Source organism: Candidatus Mesenet endosymbiont of Phosphuga atrata, assembly GCF_964020175.1.
GTDB lineage: Bacteria > Pseudomonadota > Alphaproteobacteria > Rickettsiales > Anaplasmataceae > Mesenet.
This window is the reverse complement of sequence record NZ_OZ026541.1, coordinates 1071631-1090270: the sequence shown is the minus strand read 5'-3', so window position 1 is coordinate 1090270 and position 18640 is coordinate 1071631. Positions and strand designations below refer to the sequence as shown.

The 18640-nt window shown below is 33.7% G+C and carries 16 protein-coding genes and 2 rRNA genes; 8 read left to right on the top strand and 10 right to left on the bottom strand.

Annotation, left to right across the window (positions count from 1 at the left end; all coding sequences use genetic code 11):
• The first annotated feature begins 45 nt into the window (after positions 1-45).
• Complete coding sequence (gene radA / locus AACL09_RS05270; RefSeq protein ID WP_339047540.1) at positions 46-1386, top strand: DNA repair protein RadA; 1341 nt, start codon at positions 46-48, stop codon at positions 1384-1386.
• 134 nt (positions 1387-1520) lie between these two features.
• Complete coding sequence (locus AACL09_RS05265) at positions 1521-2633, top strand: hypothetical protein (RefSeq protein WP_339047538.1); 1113 nt, start codon at positions 1521-1523, stop codon at positions 2631-2633.
• Here AACL09_RS05265 and ppdK read toward each other — a convergent pair.
• A complete protein-coding gene (ppdK, locus tag AACL09_RS05260; protein ID WP_339047536.1) occupies positions 2623-5250 on the bottom strand; it encodes a pyruvate, phosphate dikinase in 2628 nt (875 codons plus the stop codon). The two genes, AACL09_RS05265 and ppdK, sit on opposite strands and share 11 nt — an antisense overlap.
• A 292-nt stretch (positions 5251-5542) precedes the next feature.
• On the opposite strand from ppdK, the gene AACL09_RS05255 reads away from it, so the two are divergent.
• Positions 5543-8333: ribosomal RNA gene (locus AACL09_RS05255) — 23S ribosomal RNA — on the top strand.
• Between the two features lie 51 nt (positions 8334-8384).
• A 5S ribosomal RNA gene (gene rrf / locus AACL09_RS05250) occupies positions 8385-8494 on the top strand.
• A gap of 12 nt (positions 8495-8506) precedes the next feature.
• On the opposite strand, the gene AACL09_RS05245 is transcribed toward rrf, so the two are convergent.
• The 3 genes from AACL09_RS05245 to rpmH all read right to left on the bottom strand — a co-directional run bounded on the left by AACL09_RS05245 (position 8507) and on the right by rpmH (position 9333).
• Positions 8507-8776, bottom strand: coding sequence for a hypothetical protein (locus tag AACL09_RS05245; RefSeq protein WP_339047534.1), 270 nt, complete (start codon positions 8774-8776; stop codon positions 8507-8509).
• Between the two features lie 79 nt (positions 8777-8855).
• Entirely contained in the window at positions 8856-9230 is a 375-nt protein-coding gene (gene rnpA / locus AACL09_RS06535; RefSeq protein ID WP_410519799.1) for a ribonuclease P protein component, read from the bottom strand.
• Complete coding sequence (rpmH, locus tag AACL09_RS05240) at positions 9199-9333, bottom strand: 50S ribosomal protein L34 (protein ID WP_339047532.1); 135 nt, start codon at positions 9331-9333, stop codon at positions 9199-9201. The genes rnpA and rpmH overlap by 32 nt, the downstream gene beginning before the upstream one ends.
• Before the next feature lie 165 nt (positions 9334-9498).
• Here rpmH and pstC point away from each other — a divergent pair, with 165 nt between their 5' ends.
• Genes pstC through fsa form a run of 4 tightly spaced genes read left to right on the top strand, consistent with a single transcriptional unit; the run spans position 9499 to position 13095 of the window.
• A complete protein-coding gene (pstC, locus tag AACL09_RS05235) occupies positions 9499-10587 on the top strand; it encodes a phosphate ABC transporter permease subunit PstC (protein WP_410519798.1) in 1089 nt (362 codons plus the stop codon).
• Positions 10588-10644: 57 nt separating this feature from the next.
• A complete protein-coding gene (atpD, locus tag AACL09_RS05230) occupies positions 10645-12102 on the top strand; it encodes a F0F1 ATP synthase subunit beta (RefSeq protein WP_339047528.1) in 1458 nt (485 codons plus the stop codon).
• Positions 12095-12445, top strand: coding sequence for a F0F1 ATP synthase subunit epsilon (locus AACL09_RS05225; RefSeq protein ID WP_339047526.1), 351 nt, complete (start codon positions 12095-12097; stop codon positions 12443-12445). Before atpD ends, AACL09_RS05225 begins: the two co-directional genes overlap by 8 nt.
• A 2-nt stretch (positions 12446-12447) precedes the next feature.
• Positions 12448-13095, top strand: a complete 648-nt coding sequence (gene fsa, locus AACL09_RS05220; protein ID WP_339047524.1) for a fructose-6-phosphate aldolase — start codon at positions 12448-12450, stop codon at positions 13093-13095.
• A 589-nt stretch (positions 13096-13684) separates the two neighbouring features.
• Here fsa and AACL09_RS05215 read toward each other — a convergent pair.
• From AACL09_RS05215 to AACL09_RS05190, 6 genes are all read right to left on the bottom strand, one after another.
• On the bottom strand, positions 13685-14203 hold the full coding sequence (locus tag AACL09_RS05215) for a hypothetical protein (RefSeq protein WP_339047522.1): 519 nt from the start codon (positions 14201-14203) through the stop codon (positions 13685-13687).
• Positions 14204-14241: 38 nt separating this feature from the next.
• Complete coding sequence (locus AACL09_RS05210) at positions 14242-14478, bottom strand: hypothetical protein (RefSeq protein WP_339047520.1); 237 nt, start codon at positions 14476-14478, stop codon at positions 14242-14244.
• A 472-nt stretch (positions 14479-14950) separates the two neighbouring features.
• Positions 14951-15691 (bottom strand): uracil-DNA glycosylase, encoded by a 741-nt coding sequence (locus AACL09_RS05205; protein WP_339047518.1) that lies wholly within the window; start codon positions 15689-15691, stop codon positions 14951-14953.
• A 5-nt stretch (positions 15692-15696) separates the two neighbouring features.
• Positions 15697-16245, bottom strand: coding sequence for a peptide deformylase (def, locus tag AACL09_RS05200; protein WP_339047516.1), 549 nt, complete (start codon positions 16243-16245; stop codon positions 15697-15699).
• Between the two features lie 63 nt (positions 16246-16308).
• Positions 16309-16992, bottom strand: a complete 684-nt coding sequence (gene radC, locus AACL09_RS05195; protein WP_339047514.1) for a RadC family protein — start codon at positions 16990-16992, stop codon at positions 16309-16311.
• Between the two features lie 132 nt (positions 16993-17124).
• Positions 17125-18630: an NAD+ synthase gene (locus AACL09_RS05190; protein WP_339047512.1), complete on the bottom strand. Its 1506-nt coding sequence runs from the start codon at positions 18628-18630 to the stop codon at positions 17125-17127.
• Positions 18631-18640 lie beyond the last annotated feature (10 nt).

The following is an 18640-nucleotide window of genomic DNA, read 5'->3' as shown; positions in this document are numbered from 1 at the left end:
TTGTTAGTTTTTTTAATATGCTATTATATAGTTTTTGCAATTTAGATGACAAAAACCATATATGTTTGTCAATCTTGTGGCTATAGTGCTCATAGGTGGATGGGCAGATGCATTGACTGTGGCAGTTGGGACAGCGTCGTTGAGGAACAAGCAGTAAAAAATCCTGTAGTTTCCTCTGCACCTGTCTCAATCAAATCTTTATCTAGTAGTGATATTTCTTCTCCATCTAGATTTTCAACTAAAATAGATGAGCTTGATCTTGTTTTCGGTGGTGGAATAGTAAGGGGTAGTAGTACGCTAATTGGTGGTGAGCCTGGTGTTGGCAAATCTACCCTTTTACTTAAAGCCGCATCTACCTTAGCTTGTGATTCTTGCGAATGTCTTTACGTATCTGGAGAAGAATCTTTAGAGCAAATAAGCCTAAGGGCCACTCGCCTTAAAATTGATCAGCCAAAAATCAAGCTTCTTTCTACAATTTCTTTATCTGATATAACATCAGCCATTAGAGAGAATAGCAACATAAAATTTTTAATTATCGATTCAATACAAACCATGTATGACGGCAGAATTACATCTGCACCTGGTACTATAGCTCAGGTCAGAACTTGTGCACATGAGCTAATCATCTTAGCTAAAAAGTTAAATATTGTGCTTCTGCTAGTTGGGCACATAACTAAAGATGGACAGATAGCAGGGCCTAAAACCTTAGAGCATATGGTAGATACAGTGCTATATTTTGAGGGAGATAACAGTAATCAATTTCGCATCTTACGCGCTATAAAGAACAGATTTGGTCCAGCAAACGAAATAGGTGTGTTTGAAATGTCTGCACATGGTTTAAGCTCAGTAGATAATCCCTCATCGTTATTTCTAACTGAGACATTAGATAGAAAAATAGTTGGCAGCTCAATTTTTGCTGGTATTGAAGGTTCAAGACCACTACTTGTTGAGGTACAAGCACTGATAGCAAAAACTAATATGGCAACTCCACGTAGAGCCGTAGTGGGGTGGGATATAAATAGATTAGCTATGATCATTGCAGTGCTAAGTGCGCGCTGCAATATATTTTTGGGCGATAAAGAAGTATATCTTAATATTGCTGGAGGTCTTAAAATTCAAGAACCCGCAGCAGATCTTGCTGTTGCTGCATCTTTAATGTCAAGTATAGTGAATGTTCCTCTGCCTCCTTCTTCAATTATTTGTGGTGAGGTTGCACTATCAGGTGAAATAAGAAATGTATCACATAGTGATCTTAGGCTTAAAGAAGCGCAAAAATTGGGCTTCAAACACGCAATAATGCCCAAAAAAGGTAAATATTCTATTTCTGATATTAAAATAATAGAGTTGAATCACATAAGGGAGTTAAAAAAGCTTTTTATAACTTAAATCTGAGATTAACAAAATTTATCTTATAATTATATTATAAAAATAAATATTTAAGATTTTAATCAATATATTGACTTTGCATACCACTGTAATTTTTGTATAATTAAAAAATTAACTATTAAAAAAGAGATAAAATGATAAGTAATAATGAACTAATTACTAACAAAATAGATAATTATAGCAATATCAAAGCTTCTGTTGAAAAAGTAAAAGATGAAAAAATGAAACAAGATGCAATAACAGCTCTAAATCGTTTTTCAGATGAAAAGTTGCAGAAGATTAATGATTGTTCAGAAACGTTGGATGTGATATTGAAAAATATGGAGTTTTATAACTCTGCAACAAATGACAGTAGAGGGCGAAATTCAATATTTAATAGTATAGAACGATTCTTTTTTGGCAATTATAGTGAATTTGCAGGTATTAATCTTGAGATAGTAGGATTTATTGTTAAACTCAATACTTCTATACCTTCTGCTTTTTATCCTATTGATTATAATGAAATACGTAACAAAGATATCAATCTTATATTAAAAAATACAGGGTTTGCTAAGTTTTTACTGTACGAACGTTTTATTTGCAATTTTTTCGGTAGAATAAATTCGAAAACCAATAGAACTTATGATGAGATTGTTAATACATGTATAGAGAATCAAGATCTGCTTTTAATAAACTATTTAATAGATGGGCATATACTAGAAACCGCATACTGTCTTGATAGAAAAAGTATGATAGATAAGTTGTATGAAATTCAAAAAGAAGGTGATACAAAATGGACCAAGGAAAAGCTAGATTTAATGCTTTTAAACTCAAAAATTATACAGCAATTACTTTACAATAGTATTGATAGCAGTAATAAAGAAGATTATGATCAGTTCGGTTATTATAAGTATTATAGAGTTGTTAGGAAATTAAAAAATAACACCTATGAGAAAATAAAAAATTTGCTTGAATCAGCACAAGAAAGCATTAAACAGAAAATTGACTTAGAGGTGTTATTTATCAGATATCCTGATCCAGATAAATCAGAGAAGATATATTATTCTACAGAAATAGATACGCTTAAAATGTCCTGTATTGCAAAGTTAATGGAAAATAATTATGCACTTCTGTCTATTGATAACGTAAATGCTTTTCATAAAATATTAATGGATAGAACTATAGAAGCACAAAAACAAAGAGAAGCAAAACTAGCTAACCCACAAGCTACTCCAGCCATATCTAATCAACAATATACTACTCAGTAACCCTTATTTTTAAGATAGCACACTGAGCAGCGGTGAGTTTGGCAATAGGAATTCTAAAAGGAGAACATGATACATAATCTATACCTAATTGCGCAAAAAATTTGATTGATTCTGGATTTCCTCCATGCTCACCACAAATACCAAGTTTTATTTTAGGTGATGTTTTTCTTGCTTTATCTACTGCAATTTTAATTAATTCTCCAACTCCACTAATATCTAATACTTCAAATGGATCATCCTTTAATATTTTTTGTACGTGATAATGATCTAAAAACTTTGTTGCATCATCTCGTGATAGTCCCATTGTTGTCTGCGTTAGATCATTAGTACCAAAACTAAAAAAATCAGCGTGTTTTGCAATTTTATCTGCAGTGAGTGCTGCTCTTGGTAGTTCTATCATAGTGCCAATTAGATAGTCTTTTCTATTATAATTAAAGCTTTTAGATATCTTCTCTATCATCGAACATATAATACTAAATTCAGTTTCATCTATGATGAATGGGATCATTATCTCTGGAACAACTCTTATATTTTCTTCTTTTTGCAACTCCTCTACTGCAGAAAATATTGCTCTTGTTTGCATTTCATATATTTGGGGATGAGAAATTGCAAGCCTGCAGCCACGATGACCAAGCATTGGGTTTCTTTCTGATAGTTCAAGTATTTTATTTTTTATATTAGATATAGACCTACCTGATGATTTAGCTATCTCTTCTATCGCAGCATCGCTTTGTGGTAAAAATTCATGCAATGGTGGATCAAGTAGCCTTATTGTGATTGGCTTACCTCGCATAATAGTAAATATTTCTTTAAAGTCGTTTTTTTGTATTATCTCTAGCTTACTTAGAGCACTCTCTCGTTCCTTATCAATATCTGCTGTAATTAGCTCTTGCACAATCTTGATTCTATCAGTAGAAAAAAACATGTGCTCAGTACGACACAAGCCTATACCATCGCTATTAAAACTCTGTGCAATTTTTACATCTTCAGGTGTATCGGCATTTGCTCTTACTCCTAATATCCTAATATCATCTGTCCAATTCATTATAGTTTGAAAAGCCTCAGAAGATTGAGATTGAACTATAGGTACTATGCCTTGAATTATTTCCCCATTGCTACCATTTATAGTGATGTAATCACCCTTATATATCTTTTCTTCTCCTATAGTAAAGAATTCACCACTCTCATCGATACATATTCCATTTGCACCACATATACATGGTCTACCCATCCCTCTCGCAACCACTGCTGCATGTGATGTCATTCCTCCTCTTACAGTAATAATACCGCATGAGGCATTTATTCCTTCAATATCTTCAGGATTGGTTTCAAGACGCACTAAAATTGCTTTTTGTTTTGATATTTGCTTTGCAGCTTCAGAAGTGAAAGCAACCTGGCCACATGCAACTCCTGGAGAAGCAGGTAACCCCTTGGCTATAACTTTATACTCATTTTTAGTTTCAATAATAGGATGTAGTAGTTTATCAAATGTGTGAGGATCAATTTTAAGTATTGCTTTTTCTTTTGTGATCAGCTTTTCATTTACCATATCTTGTGCTATTCGTATAGCAGCTTCAGCAGTACGTTTGCCTGATCTAGTTTGCAGAATCCACAATTTGCCGTTTTCTACAGTAAATTCAATATCTTGCATATCACAATAATGAGCTTCAAGTTTATTACAAATATCACATAATTCTCGATAAACTTCTGGCATTAAATTTTCCATGTTTTTTTCATCCGAACCATTTATTGGCCAAGGAGTAGTTGTTCCAGCAACTATATCTTCACCTTGTGCATTAATTAAGAACTCACCAAAATATTCTTTTTGTCCAGTTGAAGGGTTGCGAGTAAATACCACGCCGGTAGCTGAATTATTACCCATATTGCCAAAAACCATTGACTGTATGTTGACCGCGGTGCCAACTTCATCCGATATATTATGGATTCGTCTATAAGAGGCTGCTCTGCTATTTTTCCATGAGTCAAATACAGCTATTATTGATGTATGTAATTGTTCATGAACGTCTTGTGGAAAATGTAAATCGGTATTTTTATATACAATATTTTTAAAGTTAGTAACGATATTTTGTAAAGATTCATAACTTAAATCTGAGTAGTTTTGAGCATTATTTTTACGCTTTTCAACCTCGATAATATCATTAAACAATGAATGATCTATTTTTAGCACAATGCTACCGTACATCTGAATAAAACGGCAATAGCTGTCATATGCAAAGCGCTCACCATTATGCTTAATTAAACCTATTAATGTTTCATCATTCAAACCAACGTTTAAAATAGTATCTAACATTCCAGGCATGGAACTCACACTTCCTGAACGTACCGAAACAAGTAGGGGGTTATTTATATTACCAAATTTACGTTCTGTTTCATTTTCAAGTAGTGTGATGTATTCTTTATATAGCTCATAAGAGAATTCATTATTTTTATGATATAAGTTACAAGCGGCAGTAGTAATAGTAAATCCCGGAGGAACTGGTATATCAAGCTGACACATTTCTGCTAGGTTAGCTCCTTTTGTACCAAGTAAGTTGCACATGCTAGCATCACCATCACATTTGTTTTTACTGAAATAGTATATTAACGTCTTCACCATATATACATAAATAGAATGCTTGTAAGTAATAAACTGCCAAATTCTTTAATCGTCAATAAATCTTCATGTTAGAGAATATTATTCTGCGATTTTAAATAGTTATAAATTTTTAAATAAAGTATTGACATTATTTTCCTAATATTTAATACTGAAATTACAGCTTAAGTTTTGCTTAAGTATAGATGTTTGAAAAGTATAAGAAATTAATGGTAGAGATTAATAATTAATCTCAATTCAATTAGAATTATAATGCAAATATTTAATTCTACATATATGTTACATATGTCTAAATAAATAAACATACAAGAGCGTTTGATGGATGCCTTGGCGTTAAGAGGCGATGAAGGACGTGGTAGACTGCGATAAGCTACGGGGAGCTGTCAGCAAGCTTTAATCCGTAGATTTCCGAATGGGAAAACCCAATTAGTTTTACTAATTATTATATACTGAATACATAGGTATATAAAGCAAACTTGGTGAACTGAAATATCTAAGTAGCCAAAGGAAAAGAAATCAAAAGAGATTCCGTTAGTAGTGACGAGCGAATGCGGACCAGGCCAGTAATTTATAGATAAAAACTAGAATATTTTGGAAAGAATAGCTATAGTAGGTGATAGCCCTGTATAGGTAAAAAGTCTATAAGTTCTCGAGTAAAGCGGAGCACGTGGAATTCCGTTTGAAGATGGGGGGACCATCCTCCAAGCCTAAATACTCCTTAACGACCGATAGTGAACTAGTACCGTGAGGGAAAGGTGAAAAGAACCCCTGTTAGGGGAGTGAAATAGATCCTGAAATCAAATGCTTACAAACAGCTGGAGCTTAATTATATTAATGGGAGTAATCTTGTTGATATAATGTGAGTGACAGTGTACCTTTTGCATAATGGGTCAGCGAGTTAATCTGTTGAGTAAGCTTAAGCCGTTAGGTGTAGGCGTAGCGAAAGCGAGTCTTAATAGGGCGTTTAATTTAATGGATTAGACCCGAAACCAAGTGATCTAGCCATGACCAGATTGAAGGTGTAGTAAGATACATTGGAGGATCGAACCAGTTACTGTTGCAATAGTATTGGATGAGTTGTGGTTAGGGGTGAAAGGCCAATCAAACTTGGAAATAGCTGGTTCTCCGCGAAATCTATTTAGGTAGAGCGTTATATTGAATATTACTGGGGGTAGAGCACTGAATAGACTAGGGGGACTCATCATCTTACCAAATCTAATCAAACTCCGAATACCAGTTAATAGTTTTATAGCAGACACACTACGGGTGCTAAGTCCGTGGTGAAGAGGGAAACAGCCCAGACCGCCATCTAAGGTCCCAAAATTACAGCTAAGTGTGGAAGGAAGTGGGAAGGCCATTACAGCCAGGAGGTTGGCTTAGAAGCAGCCATCCTTTAAAGAAAGCGTAACAGCTCACTTGTCTAAATAATAAGCTTTCCTGCGCCGAAAATGTAACGGGGCTAAAGTTGTATACCGAAGATGCGGGTATTTATATAATATAAATACGGTAGCGGAGTGTTCCGTAAGTCTGTGAAGGTGATTCGAAAGGATTGCTGGAGATATCGGAAGTAAGAATACTGACATAAGTAGCGTATAAAGAGTGTGAAAATCACTCTCGCCGAAAACCTAAGGTTTCCTACGTTAAGTTGATCTGCGTAGGGTTAGTCGGTCCCTAAGGCAAGGCCGTAAAGGAGTAGTCGATGGGAATTAGGTTAATATTCCTAAACCTTGTAAATGTGACGAATTTTGTAGTTAGTGTAGGTCTTAATGGATTGATTTATGCTGGTGAAAAGTTCCAGGAAATAGCATTTACTTTAAATAGACCGTACCGCAAACCGACACTGGTAGGTAGGTAGAGTATACTAAGGCGATGAGAGAACGATGTTGAAGGAACTCGGCAAATTGTATCTGTAACTTCGGAAGAAAGATAACCTATTTTTGGGCAACCAGAGGTAGGTGGCACAGAAGAGGGGGTGGCAACTGTTTATTAAAAACACAGGACTCTGCAAACATGTAAGTGGAAGTATAGGGTCTGACGCCTGCCCGGTGCTGGAAGGTTAAGAGGATGAGTGCAAGCTTTGAATTGAAGCCCCAGTGAACGGCGGCCGTAACACTGACGGTCCTAAGGTAGCGAAATTCCTTGTCGGGTAAGTTCCGACCCGCACGAATGGCGTAATGATTGCCCTACTGTCTCCAACATCGACTCAGCGAAATTGAATTCCCCGTGCAGATGCGGGGTACCCGCGGTTAGACGAAGAGACCCCGTGCACCTTTACTATAACTTTACATTGATGCTAAGGATCTAATGTGCAGGATAGGTGGGAGACAATGAAGTTGCGATGCTAATTGCAATGGAGTCGTCCTTGAGATACCACCCTTTACATTTTTGGCATCTAACTATACTTCATTAATCTGGGGTTAGGACATTGTATGGTGGGTAGTTTGACTGGGGCGGTCACCTCCTAAAAAGTAACGGAGGTGTGCGAAGGTAGGCTAAGGCTGGTCAGAAATCAGCTGTATAGTATAATGGCATAAGCCTGCCTGACTGTGAGGCTGACAAGCCAAACAGAGACGAAAGTCGGTCATAGTGATCCGGTGATTCTGTATGGAAGGGTCATCGCTCAACGGATAAAAGGTACGCCGGGGATAACAGGCTGATGGTGTTCAAGAGTTCATATCGACGACACCGTTTGGCACCTCGATGTCGACTCATCACATCCTGGAGCTGAAGAAGGTTCCAAGGGTTCGGCTGTTCGCCGATTAAAGTGATACGTGAGTTGGGTTTAGAACGTCGTGAGACAGTTCGGTTTCTATCTGCCGTGGGTGTAGGAAATTTGAGAAGGCCTGGTTCTAGTACGAGAGGACCGAGCTGGACATACCTCTGGTGTACCAGTTGTTGTGCCAACAGCATAGCTGGGTAGCCACGTATGGATAGGATAATTACTGAAAGCATATAAGTAAGAAACCTTCTTCAAAAATAGATTTCCCTATTAGAGCCGTAATAGACTATTACGTTGATAGGCTGGGTGTGGAAGTATGGTAACATATGAAGCTAACCAGTACTAATAGCTCAATTGGTTTATTTGTCTTGCATATGTAAGTATATGTAGAATTAAGTTTTTGTGATATTTTAATTGGTCTGGTGGTTATAGCGAAAATGAAACACCTAATTACATTTCGAACTTAGAAGTGAAACTTTTCAGCGCCTATGGTACTCTGTATAAGGGGAGAGCAGGTCGCTGCCAGGCTTACTAAAATACTTACCTTGTTATTTCTTTCCCTTTTTCAGTTATATTGATTTTTTCTAATTTTAAGTTAGGCTGTTCCTTTGTTGATATTCTTTCTATTTTTAAGATTTTGCCAATATGATTATCTATCTTGCTATGCATATTAAATAAATCTAATATGAATAAATTTTGATTATATGCTGAAGTAACATCTTTTTTGATTGCTTTGATTAATTGCTTTCCTTTACTAGATCTTACACTTTTGCTATAAAACTTTATGAGATTGAATATTGTTTCAAACATGAATATATTAATTATTATGATAAAGCATAGCCAATTTTACCATAATTTATTTAGCTGTAAATATTAAACTTTTATTAATTTAAATGTGCATTTTCAGTTTATTTAAACAAAAAATTAAATCTTTCTTTAAGATTTGAAGATTAGCTTTTATACTATTTTTATTAGCTAGTAGAATGTAATAATAACCACACTTTGCATTTTGAATAATGATATTCCTTGAAATTATACGAAAATACCTTTTTATTTTATTTCTCTGAACAGCATTTCCTGATTTTCTACTAACAATAAACCCAACTCTGGCAGTGTTAGAATAATCCACTTTGCTTTCTTTTATAACTCGTAATGATAAATAATTTGAATTTGCGAATAAATAATTCTTTAACGCGAATAAAAAATCTTTTTTTTTATGATAAGTAACTTTTTCATGCGCATAAAACTTTGCGTTTTTGAGCACGTCTTCTATTTAAGATTTTTCTTCCCCACTTAGATAACATTCTTGCACGAAAACCATGTCTACGCTTCCTTACTATATTGCTTGGTTGATATGTCCTCTTCATTTTACAAAAAATTTTATATTAATTAAATTAAGTTATATGACATTGATATTGTCAACTAGTTTGTTTAGAATGAAAGTATTAGCAAATGTAAACCTGATTTTTATTTCTTTAGTTTAATCTTTTTAGCAAATCTGATAAACTTATTTAAGTTAAAATATTTAATTTATGATAATGTTTTTTCTTATCTTTTTACTTTCCTATAGCCTATTTTTTTGTAAGAAGGTAATTTGTACTAATAAAGCTAGGCTTCATTGCTTATTTACTTTGTTGCTTACATGTTTTTCTTTAATGCTTTTTTTGTATAGCAGTCACTATAATCTGGTTTGCTTTATTTTTATATTGTTTCTCTCTCTAATTGTAATAGATAAAAAACACAAAATATTAAAATATTTATTGTTTTTTACAATAGCAATATCTTTTTCTGTAACACTGTGCATATTATCTTCTATTTTTTTTCAATCTCTTGTATTTTTCAATGAAGTACCAATATCAAAGTTCTTGTTCAGTTCTAACTGGAATCATAATGCAACTATATTTGATGATAATATAGCTAATGATTTTGGAATTATTCCTTTATTAGTCGGTACTCTATTAGTTACAGTAATTGCAATTTTAGTTGCAGTACCTGCTGGCTTATTTTCTGCTGTGTATATTGGTGAATATGCAAATAAGAGAGTGCGCTATGTGATTAATATGACATTGGAAATTTTATCTGCAATACCAACTATTGTGTATGGGTACTTTGCTGTGATTTTTTTATCACCATTTATAAAAAAATTAGCTGAGCTTACTGGACTTAGTATACAATCAGAAAATGCCTTAGTAGCAGGTATTGCTATTGGAATAATGATTTTTCCTTTTGTTACTTCTTTGATGGAAGATGCAATAAGATCTGTACCAAAATCTTTGCGATATGGATTTATGGCGCTTGGTGCAACTTCAGCAGAAACTATTTGGCACATAACGTTGCCTTATGCTTTTCCTGCAATAATCAGTTCAATATTGTTAGCTATTTCAAGAGCAATTGGTGAGACAATGATTGTTTTAATGACAGTTGGAATAAATGCTCAACTAACCTTTAATCCTTTACGTTCTGTTACCACTGTTACTGTGCAAATTGCTACATTGCTTACAGGTGATCAAGATTTTAACAGCATACAAACTTTAGCTGCTTATGCTCTCAGTTTAACACTTTTTGTTATCACTTGGTCACTTAATGCCATTGCTTTATTTATAATAAAAAGAATTTATTAAATTTATTATTGCAAAATAGCTCCATAAGCCTTATTTTTTAAAGAAAAAAAAGATATAATGAATAAAAGCAAAACAGATAATAAAAGAGGTAATATAGGTAAGGTGACTAAGGTCACTCAAGCAGTTGTTGACGTTAAATTTGATAATACCTTACCTAAAATATTAAATGCTTTAAAGAGTAAGGTGGATTACAACGATAAGAAGTTGATATTAGAAGTTTCTCAACACATAGGGGACAACATAGTACGTTGTATTGCAATGGATAGTACAGATGGTATAGCAAGGGATGATGAGTTTATTGATACTGGGGCTCCAATATTAGTTCCTGTTGGTCGCGGGACACTTGGGCGCATATTTGATGTAACTGGCCAGATAATAGATGGTTATGAATTACCTGCTAAGGATAAATTTTGTATGCGTTCTATATATTCAGATCCACCAAGTCTGGTTGATCAAAAAGTTACAGATGATGTTTTAGTTACAGGTATTAAAGTAATTGATTTATTAGCCCCATATTTGAAGGGTGGTAAAATTGGTCTTTTTGGTGGTGCTGGAGTTGGTAAAACAGTTCTTATAATGGAACTTATTAACAATATTGCTAAGGCCCATAAAGGATTTTCTGTTTTTGCTGGTGTTGGCGAACGTACTCGTGAGGGAAACGATTTATATCATGAAATGATTACTTCAGGGGTGATAAACCTGCAGGATCATGAAAAATCTCAAGCTGTTTTAGTTTATGGCCAAATGAATGAACCACCTGGAGCAAGAGCAAGGGTTGCCTTAACAGCTCTTACTATGGCTGAATATTTTCGTGATGATGAGGGACAAGATGTATTATTTTTTATAGATAATATCTTTAGGTTTACTCAAGCTGGCTCTGAAGTTTCGACTCTTCTTGGTCGCATTCCTTCTGCAGTTGGTTACCAGCCAACACTTGCAGTAGAAATGGGAGCTATGCAAGAAAGAATAGCATCAACAGATAAAGGTTCTATTACTTCTGTCCAAGCAATATATGTTCCTGCTGATGATTTAACTGATCCTGCACCAGCTACTACTTTTTCTCACCTTGATGCAACAACTGTATTATCAAGGCAAATTGCTGAACTTGGTATATATCCTGCTGTTGATCCTTTAGATTCAACTTCTCAATCTTTATCTGAAAGCGTTATTGGTAAGGAGCATTATGAAGTTGCATGCGAAGTAAAACGAATATTGCAAACTTATAAATCATTACAAGATATTATTGCTATATTGGGAATAGATGAACTATCAGAAGAGGATAAATTAACTGTAGCAAGAGCAAGGAAAATTCAAAGATTTTTGTCGCAGCCTTTTCATGTTGCTGAAGTATTTACTGGGATGCCTGGTAAATTTGTTCCTCTTGCTGAAACTATTTCTAGTTTTAAGGACATTATTTCTGGTAAGTATGATGATTTACCAGAAGCTGCTTTTTATATGGTAGGAAATATAGATGAAGCAATAAAAAAAGCTGAAGGATTGAGAAAGAATGGATAAATATTTCAAAGTTGAGTTTTCCTCTCCCGATAACGTCATTATTTTTGATAATGTTTATTTGCTTTCTCTTTGTTCAATAGAAGGAGAGCTTACTATTTTGCCAGATCATAGTCCTTTTATAATCTATCTTCTTCCTGGTTCGGTAACTCTAAGAACTTTAGAAAAAAAAGAAGAAAAAGTTATAATTGATGATGCAGTGCTTAAAGTTGCTAATAATTGTTGTAATATTATGACAAGTAAACTACAAAAAGATGATATTAATGGGCATAAAAAGAAAACTAGTATGCAGCATTATTTTGATTATGTTGATGCAGTAAAAGAGAATCAAGATATGAGAGATTAAGTATGGAATTTTTTCTTGATAGTACAGATCTAAATGAAATAAAGGATTTAAGTGAATTTATTGATGGTATTACTACAAACCCATCACTGATTGCAAAGTCTGAAAAAAAGAGTGATACATTAATTGCTGAGATCTGTTTAGCAGTGAAAGGACCAGTGAGTGCTCAGGTTACTGCAACTGACTGCGACAAAATGATAGAAGAAGGACTGAAGTTAGCAAAAATAGCCAAGAATGTTGTTGTTAAATTGCCACTTACTTATGATGGCTTGCATGCATGCAAAGTTTTATCAGAAAAGCATAAAATTAAAGTGAATATTACATTGTGTTTTTCTGTCGCACAAGCTATTTTAGCTGCTAAAGCAGGTGCATATTTTATTTCCCCATTTATTGGGCGTTTGGATGATTTAAGTTTTGATGGTCTTTCTTTGATAGAAGATATTGCTACTGTGTATAGTAACTATGATAGCTTTAACACTAAAATACTCGTTGCATCAGTACGCAGCCCAGTTCATGTGGTTGAGGCAGCAAAACTTGGTGCTGATGCTGTAACAATGCCAGCAAAAGTATTAAGACAATTGTTTAGCCATCCTCTAACTGATAGTGGTTTATCAAGTTTTCTGCAAGATTGGAATAAAAGTAGCCAGAAATAAATGCAAATTTATATGCAGAATCCAAAATTTATCTCATCTCATACTCCTATAATAAAAAAGAAAGAATTTAAAATATTCATAAGTAGTTGTTATATAATTCTCTGAATCATTATTTATTTTGATCTTATCTTTCAACCTTTTCCGACCTATTGTTGATTTAGTGCCAATCTGGAGAAAAAGCACGTGTACAACATCAGAGAGAGGAGCGTTTTTAGCCCTTTTCACGGATTCCCACCATGAAAGGACTACCAATTGATAATTGGAAGCGCTATAGTCGTATGTTTTAAGGCATATAACTATAAGGATATCAACCCTTACTCTAGGCAAAAGAGCCTAAAATAGCTAAAACTATTCAGTAGGTCGCCAAAGATCCTATTCAATATATTCAGATCTTTTTTTCCTATACATCTGCCACTTTAAAGGCCGCCTCTACAGCCTTGATCTCTCCAGATTGGCATTCTCTTTATATCATATACATTCACAACCATGGAAGCAGAAAATTGGCAGAATTTTATTATTTTTTTAAAAATTTTTTAGTTTCTTTTTAAATCTATCATTTCCTAAACCTAAATAGATACGAAGTGATTGTTTAGGAAACAAAAGGTGATACTACTTCTGAGTGTTGAAGATTTTCAAGATGATCTTTAACCAACTTATTACATTCTTTATCACCTAAAACTGCACGTGCACTGTGTGCTTTAAATGACTCTATATATTCTAAAACGAAATTTGTAACAGAAACATTACTTAAAGCTGTTGCAACTGCTTTTTTATCATCATCATTAGAAAGTTGATTAAATAAGTTTTCTCCTCTATTTTGCAGCTCACCACTAAATATTATCCTTGCAGTATCCTTATCTAATTTTTGCAAGAAGGAGAATTCTTCAAAGCCATACAAGGAAGAAGTAATACTATTGAATGCACCAGTAAAGCATGCATTTGCACCACGACCATTATATACTCCATATTCAGTTTGTGATTCTATTAACTGTTTAACTAGCTGGAATTTTCTTTGCAATATGCGTTCATTAATATCTGTACCAGGATCAGCACTTTCTTTATTTTCATCATTACAAGCTTTCCAAACTAAAGTTAAAAGCTGCTTCACTGTCAACTCACTTCCATCACGTTGATCAGGATTATTTTTTATGTGCTGAAAACAATCAAGTGCATGTTTTTTCTCACTTTTTGTGAGTTGATACTATTTATATCTTTTTGTGCATCATCTGCTACGCACTCCATCTGATTAATAAAATCTTCTATTTGTGTTATCGACTCATCTTCAGCATCAGGTTCACCATAGTTTTCTCTTAGCTTTTGAACATTGAAATTGACTGCATAGTTCACGTCAGTATCGTGTGTTGTCTGCGGAACACGTTCCACTCCTCTATTATCTACTATTTGCCTGAGGCATTGTAGAATTATTCTCTCTCTTTCAGTTACTGGCCCTAAGTGTTGTTGATCTACTCCATCTTCTCCAATTATCTTCCCTAGCCATTGTGGTAGTATTTTAATACCTGCAAGAGAGTATTAGCTTAGATATTGCCTTCAAGATTAAGCCAAACACCACAACAAGAATGACAGGCACTATGAAAAGTACTACTAATAAGCTCACCACTAAATATCCTGCAGGAGTCAACAGAATTTTTTTAATTTTTTGTCTATTGGCTGGCATATTTACTATTGCTAGCATATTAGTTTAGATTAATATATCAATGTTATTAATACATTATATTTTTACTTTTATCAAGTAAATTTTAATTCATATTCTATGAATATATTAATAAGCATACTTTATATTATTTTAATGACTATGCTTGTTTTATAGTTTTTTCTGCCACACTCCTAAAAGAATTTAGGGAGCTATGTTACTATCAACATATTCCTTAATCTGTTTTAAATCTTGCCATGCTAAGCGTTTTTGCATAGGTTGACGAAGAAGATATGCTGGGTGAAATATTACTGCAGTTGTAATTTCCATATCCAAATATTGATTAGTGTATGTGTGAAATTGCCCTCTAAGCCTTGATATACTCTTAGTTTGATCAAGTAAGCTATAAGTTGCTGTACCACCAACTAATACCAGGATCTTAGGTAGCACAAGTGCAATATGTTTCTCGACAAACGGCTGACACATTTCAAGCTCTAAATCTGTTGGCCGGCGGTTACCAGGGGGACGCCAAAACATAGTATTGCTTATGTAAACTTTAGTGCGATCAAGCTCAATTGCAGCTAACATTTTATCAAGCAAATCACCACTAGCACCACAAAAAGGTATGCCTTTTAAATCTTCATTCATGCCAGGTGCTTCTCCTATAAGCATGATTTTTGCCTGTGGATTACCGTCAGCAAAAACTGTATTGGTTGCCATTGCCTTCACTTCACAACCATTAAATGATTCTACTGCTTTTTTTAGTTCTTCAACACTAGTACATCTACCTGCTATTTTTTTTGCCTCCACTACCCAATCACTCGGTAGCATATGCTTATGTTCCATCACTTTCTCTTCTTCTTTCATCTGCTTTTCATCCTCTAGGACATAATCAATACCCGAGTCTCGGTAAAATTTTAACAACTCTAAATCTTTATCATTCATATCATTTATTGTTTATAATACCTTTTAATTTTTTGAGCTTTCTTTACTGCCATATCATATTTTATTTTTGATAGGTACTTAAAGTATAAAATACCATTTAAATGATCAACTTCATGCTGAAAGCATCTTGCAAGCCACCCTTGAGCTTTTACTATTTGCTTCTTACCATAGTAATCAAGATATTTTAAAGTCAAATACTTAGGACGGCTAATTTCATTTCTCTGTTCAGGAACAGACAAACACCCTTCATTTAATAAGATTGATTCATCAGAAAGTTCAATAATTTGCGGATTAATAATGCAAAAAGGTCCACCTGTTGAGCTATAACCATCTACTCTATTTTCCAAATTATCATATTCTTCAGGCACATCAGCAATGAAGATTCGCTTATGCACTCCAATTTGCACTGCAGCTAAGCCAAGACCACCTTCATGATACATAGTCTCAAACATGTCATCAACTAATCGCTTAACTTCATCATTAACTTCCATCACTTCTTCAGAACAAAGATGCAATCTATCATCAGGAGCAATAATGATAGGTAGTATAGACATTTTTCTCTCCATTTCAAGCTTATTCTGAAAGAGCTATCATTAACAGTCAATAAATTAATACAGTTAAAGCAGCCCTTTTTCTTTAAAACTAAAATAATCCCGTGCAGTAATTATTATATGATCAATTAAAGTTATATCCATACTATGACAAGCATAATTTAACTGTTTTGTAATTGCTATATCTCCACTTGATGGATGCCCATCACCACTTGGATGATTGTGAGATAAAACAATCGAAGATGCACCTATCGCTAGAGCTCTCTTTATTACTTCCCTAACGTATAATGGCGTTTGATCTACTGTGCCAATGTCTTGAAGATCATCAGCAATAACTCTACATTTTTTATTCATGTAAATAATACGAGATTTTTCCTTATTTGCCTGCCCTATGCTAACTTTTAAATAGTTAACTAGCTTTTGTGAATTATTAACTATAGGGAGCTCTTTTATGTCTTCTTTAAGTATTCTAGTTAAAGCTTCTTTAACACACAGAATAACAGCTACCGCCGAATCACCTACCATTTCAACATCCTTCAAATCATCTATATCAGCATTAAAAACACCTGCGAAACTACCAAATCGCTTCATTAATTTTCTCGCTATCGGTTTTACGTCAATCCTTTGATAAGCTGAGTACAATATTAATTCTAAGATCTCATAATCGAGCAGAGGTTGACCTTTACCTAATATACATTTTTTTCTTAATCTCTTTCTATGCCCCCTTTGATAATCACTATTTTTTAACATTAAATTTTAAATTATTAATATCTTAATTTAACTAAGTACTAAATAATGCTATATGTTACAAGTAAAAAATAAAGAATATGCTAACTTTATAATAATTTATCTACATTTTCTATCTAATGCTCTAAAATATTGCTAAAGTTTAGGCCCAATAGGAGACTGAAGCCTTTTATACTCTGCTTGTTTTATTAATTTTATGATGTAATTGACTGTCCCAATATCATAACCCTTCTTCAAAATGGATTCAGCAGTCTCTTTTTTATCAAGTAGCATCTTCAGTATAGAATCTAAAATATTATAATCTGGCAATGTATCTTGATCCGTTTGATTATGACGTAGCTCCGCTGATGGTGGTTTATCAATTATACTTTGAGGGATAACATTAATCTTACAACATAGGCTATTTTTAGGAATATTATCATTACGCCATTTTGCTAATTCATAAACTTCAGTTTTATATATATCTTTAATGGGAGCAAAGCCACCACACATATCACCATAAATTGTAGCATAACCTACAGACATTTCAGATTTATTACCAGTTGCAAGCAGCATACTACCAAATTTGTTACTGATTGCCATAAGAATCATGCCTCTAATTCTAGCTTGTATGTTCTCCTCAGTAACATCAGAGCAATAGCCCATAAAAATTTCTTTTAAACTCTCTTTTACCGAATCAAAAATAGTGCTAATAGAAAGCACTTCATGTGATATACTTGCTCTGCTTGCAAACTCTTGTGCATCTTGAATGCTTTCTGCTGAAGTATACTCAGACTGCAGCATAAAGGAACGTACTTTTGCACTACCCAGCGCATCACAAGCAATTGTTGCAACTAAGGCGGAATCTATACCTCCTGATAAACCTAATATAATTTTATCAAAGTTATTTTTCGCAACATAATCGCGCAAACTAAGCATTAATGCTTGATAAATATCCTCTATGTAATTCACATTACTTCTGGCATAAAATTGATCTGTTCTCTTTAAATCGATTAATTTGCTTTCTTCTTGCCAATTACTTAAAAAATTGATGCCTTTTACATATTTAACAAATGATCCACCACTAAAAACATATTCATCATTTCCTCCTACTTGATTTACGTATATAATTTTTTTGCCATTATGGTAAAATTTTTCAACAGAACTTTTTTTGCCTTTTGTATATGGTCTGCTATCCATGAACAATAAAATATCACTACTCCCCTCCCCCTCTTCTATCAGATCATTTTCTAAATCAGTATTTAAAATACAAAGTTTGATTTTTTCTTCATTAAAAGTAAATTCATGAATTTTATTATTTTCTAGATCAGACTCTGCTAATAACAAAATTTTCCCCTTTTGTAATAAAAATATTGTACTAAATATTTTATTCTGCTTTTTAGTAGCACTACCTATGATTATAGGTACGTTATAGCTTTGAGTATATTGTGCTAGCTCCTCTAATACTTCACTGCATTTTTCAAAAAAGTCATTTATAGGAACGGGAGGTTTTCTTAAATAACCAGAAATAGCAAAACTAGAGAATATCATTAACTCTATAGTACTACTAGCATTTTTTTTGTATGCATCCAAAATCTTCTCACTATTATGTTGAACATTTCCAGCTATATAATTGAGTTGAGATATTAATATCAAATTCATAAAAATATTA

Coding starts and splice junctions, on each gene's coding strand:
- radA (WP_339047540.1), top strand. CDS start 46: ATGACAAAAACCATATATGTTTGTCAATCTTGTGGCTATAGTGCTCAT.
- AACL09_RS05265 (WP_339047538.1), top strand. CDS start 1,521: ATGATAAGTAATAATGAACTAATTACTAACAAAATAGATAATTATAGC.
- ppdK (WP_339047536.1), bottom strand. CDS start 5,250: ATGGTGAAGACGTTAATATACTATTTCAGTAAAAACAAATGTGATGGT.
- AACL09_RS05245 (WP_339047534.1), bottom strand. CDS start 8,776: ATGTTTGAAACAATATTCAATCTCATAAAGTTTTATAGCAAAAGTGTA.
- rpmH (WP_339047532.1), bottom strand. CDS start 9,333: ATGAAGAGGACATATCAACCAAGCAATATAGTAAGGAAGCGTAGACAT.
- pstC (WP_410519798.1), top strand. CDS start 9,499: ATGATAATGTTTTTTCTTATCTTTTTACTTTCCTATAGCCTATTTTTT.
- atpD (WP_339047528.1), top strand. CDS start 10,645: ATGAATAAAAGCAAAACAGATAATAAAAGAGGTAATATAGGTAAGGTG.
- AACL09_RS05225 (WP_339047526.1), top strand. CDS start 12,095: ATGGATAAATATTTCAAAGTTGAGTTTTCCTCTCCCGATAACGTCATT.
- fsa (WP_339047524.1), top strand. CDS start 12,448: ATGGAATTTTTTCTTGATAGTACAGATCTAAATGAAATAAAGGATTTA.
- AACL09_RS05205 (WP_339047518.1), bottom strand. CDS start 15,691: ATGAATGATAAAGATTTAGAGTTGTTAAAATTTTACCGAGACTCGGGT.
- def (WP_339047516.1), bottom strand. CDS start 16,245: ATGTCTATACTACCTATCATTATTGCTCCTGATGATAGATTGCATCTT.
- radC (WP_339047514.1), bottom strand. CDS start 16,992: ATGTTAAAAAATAGTGATTATCAAAGGGGGCATAGAAAGAGATTAAGA.
- AACL09_RS05190 (WP_339047512.1), bottom strand. CDS start 18,630: ATGAATTTGATATTAATATCTCAACTCAATTATATAGCTGGAAATGTT.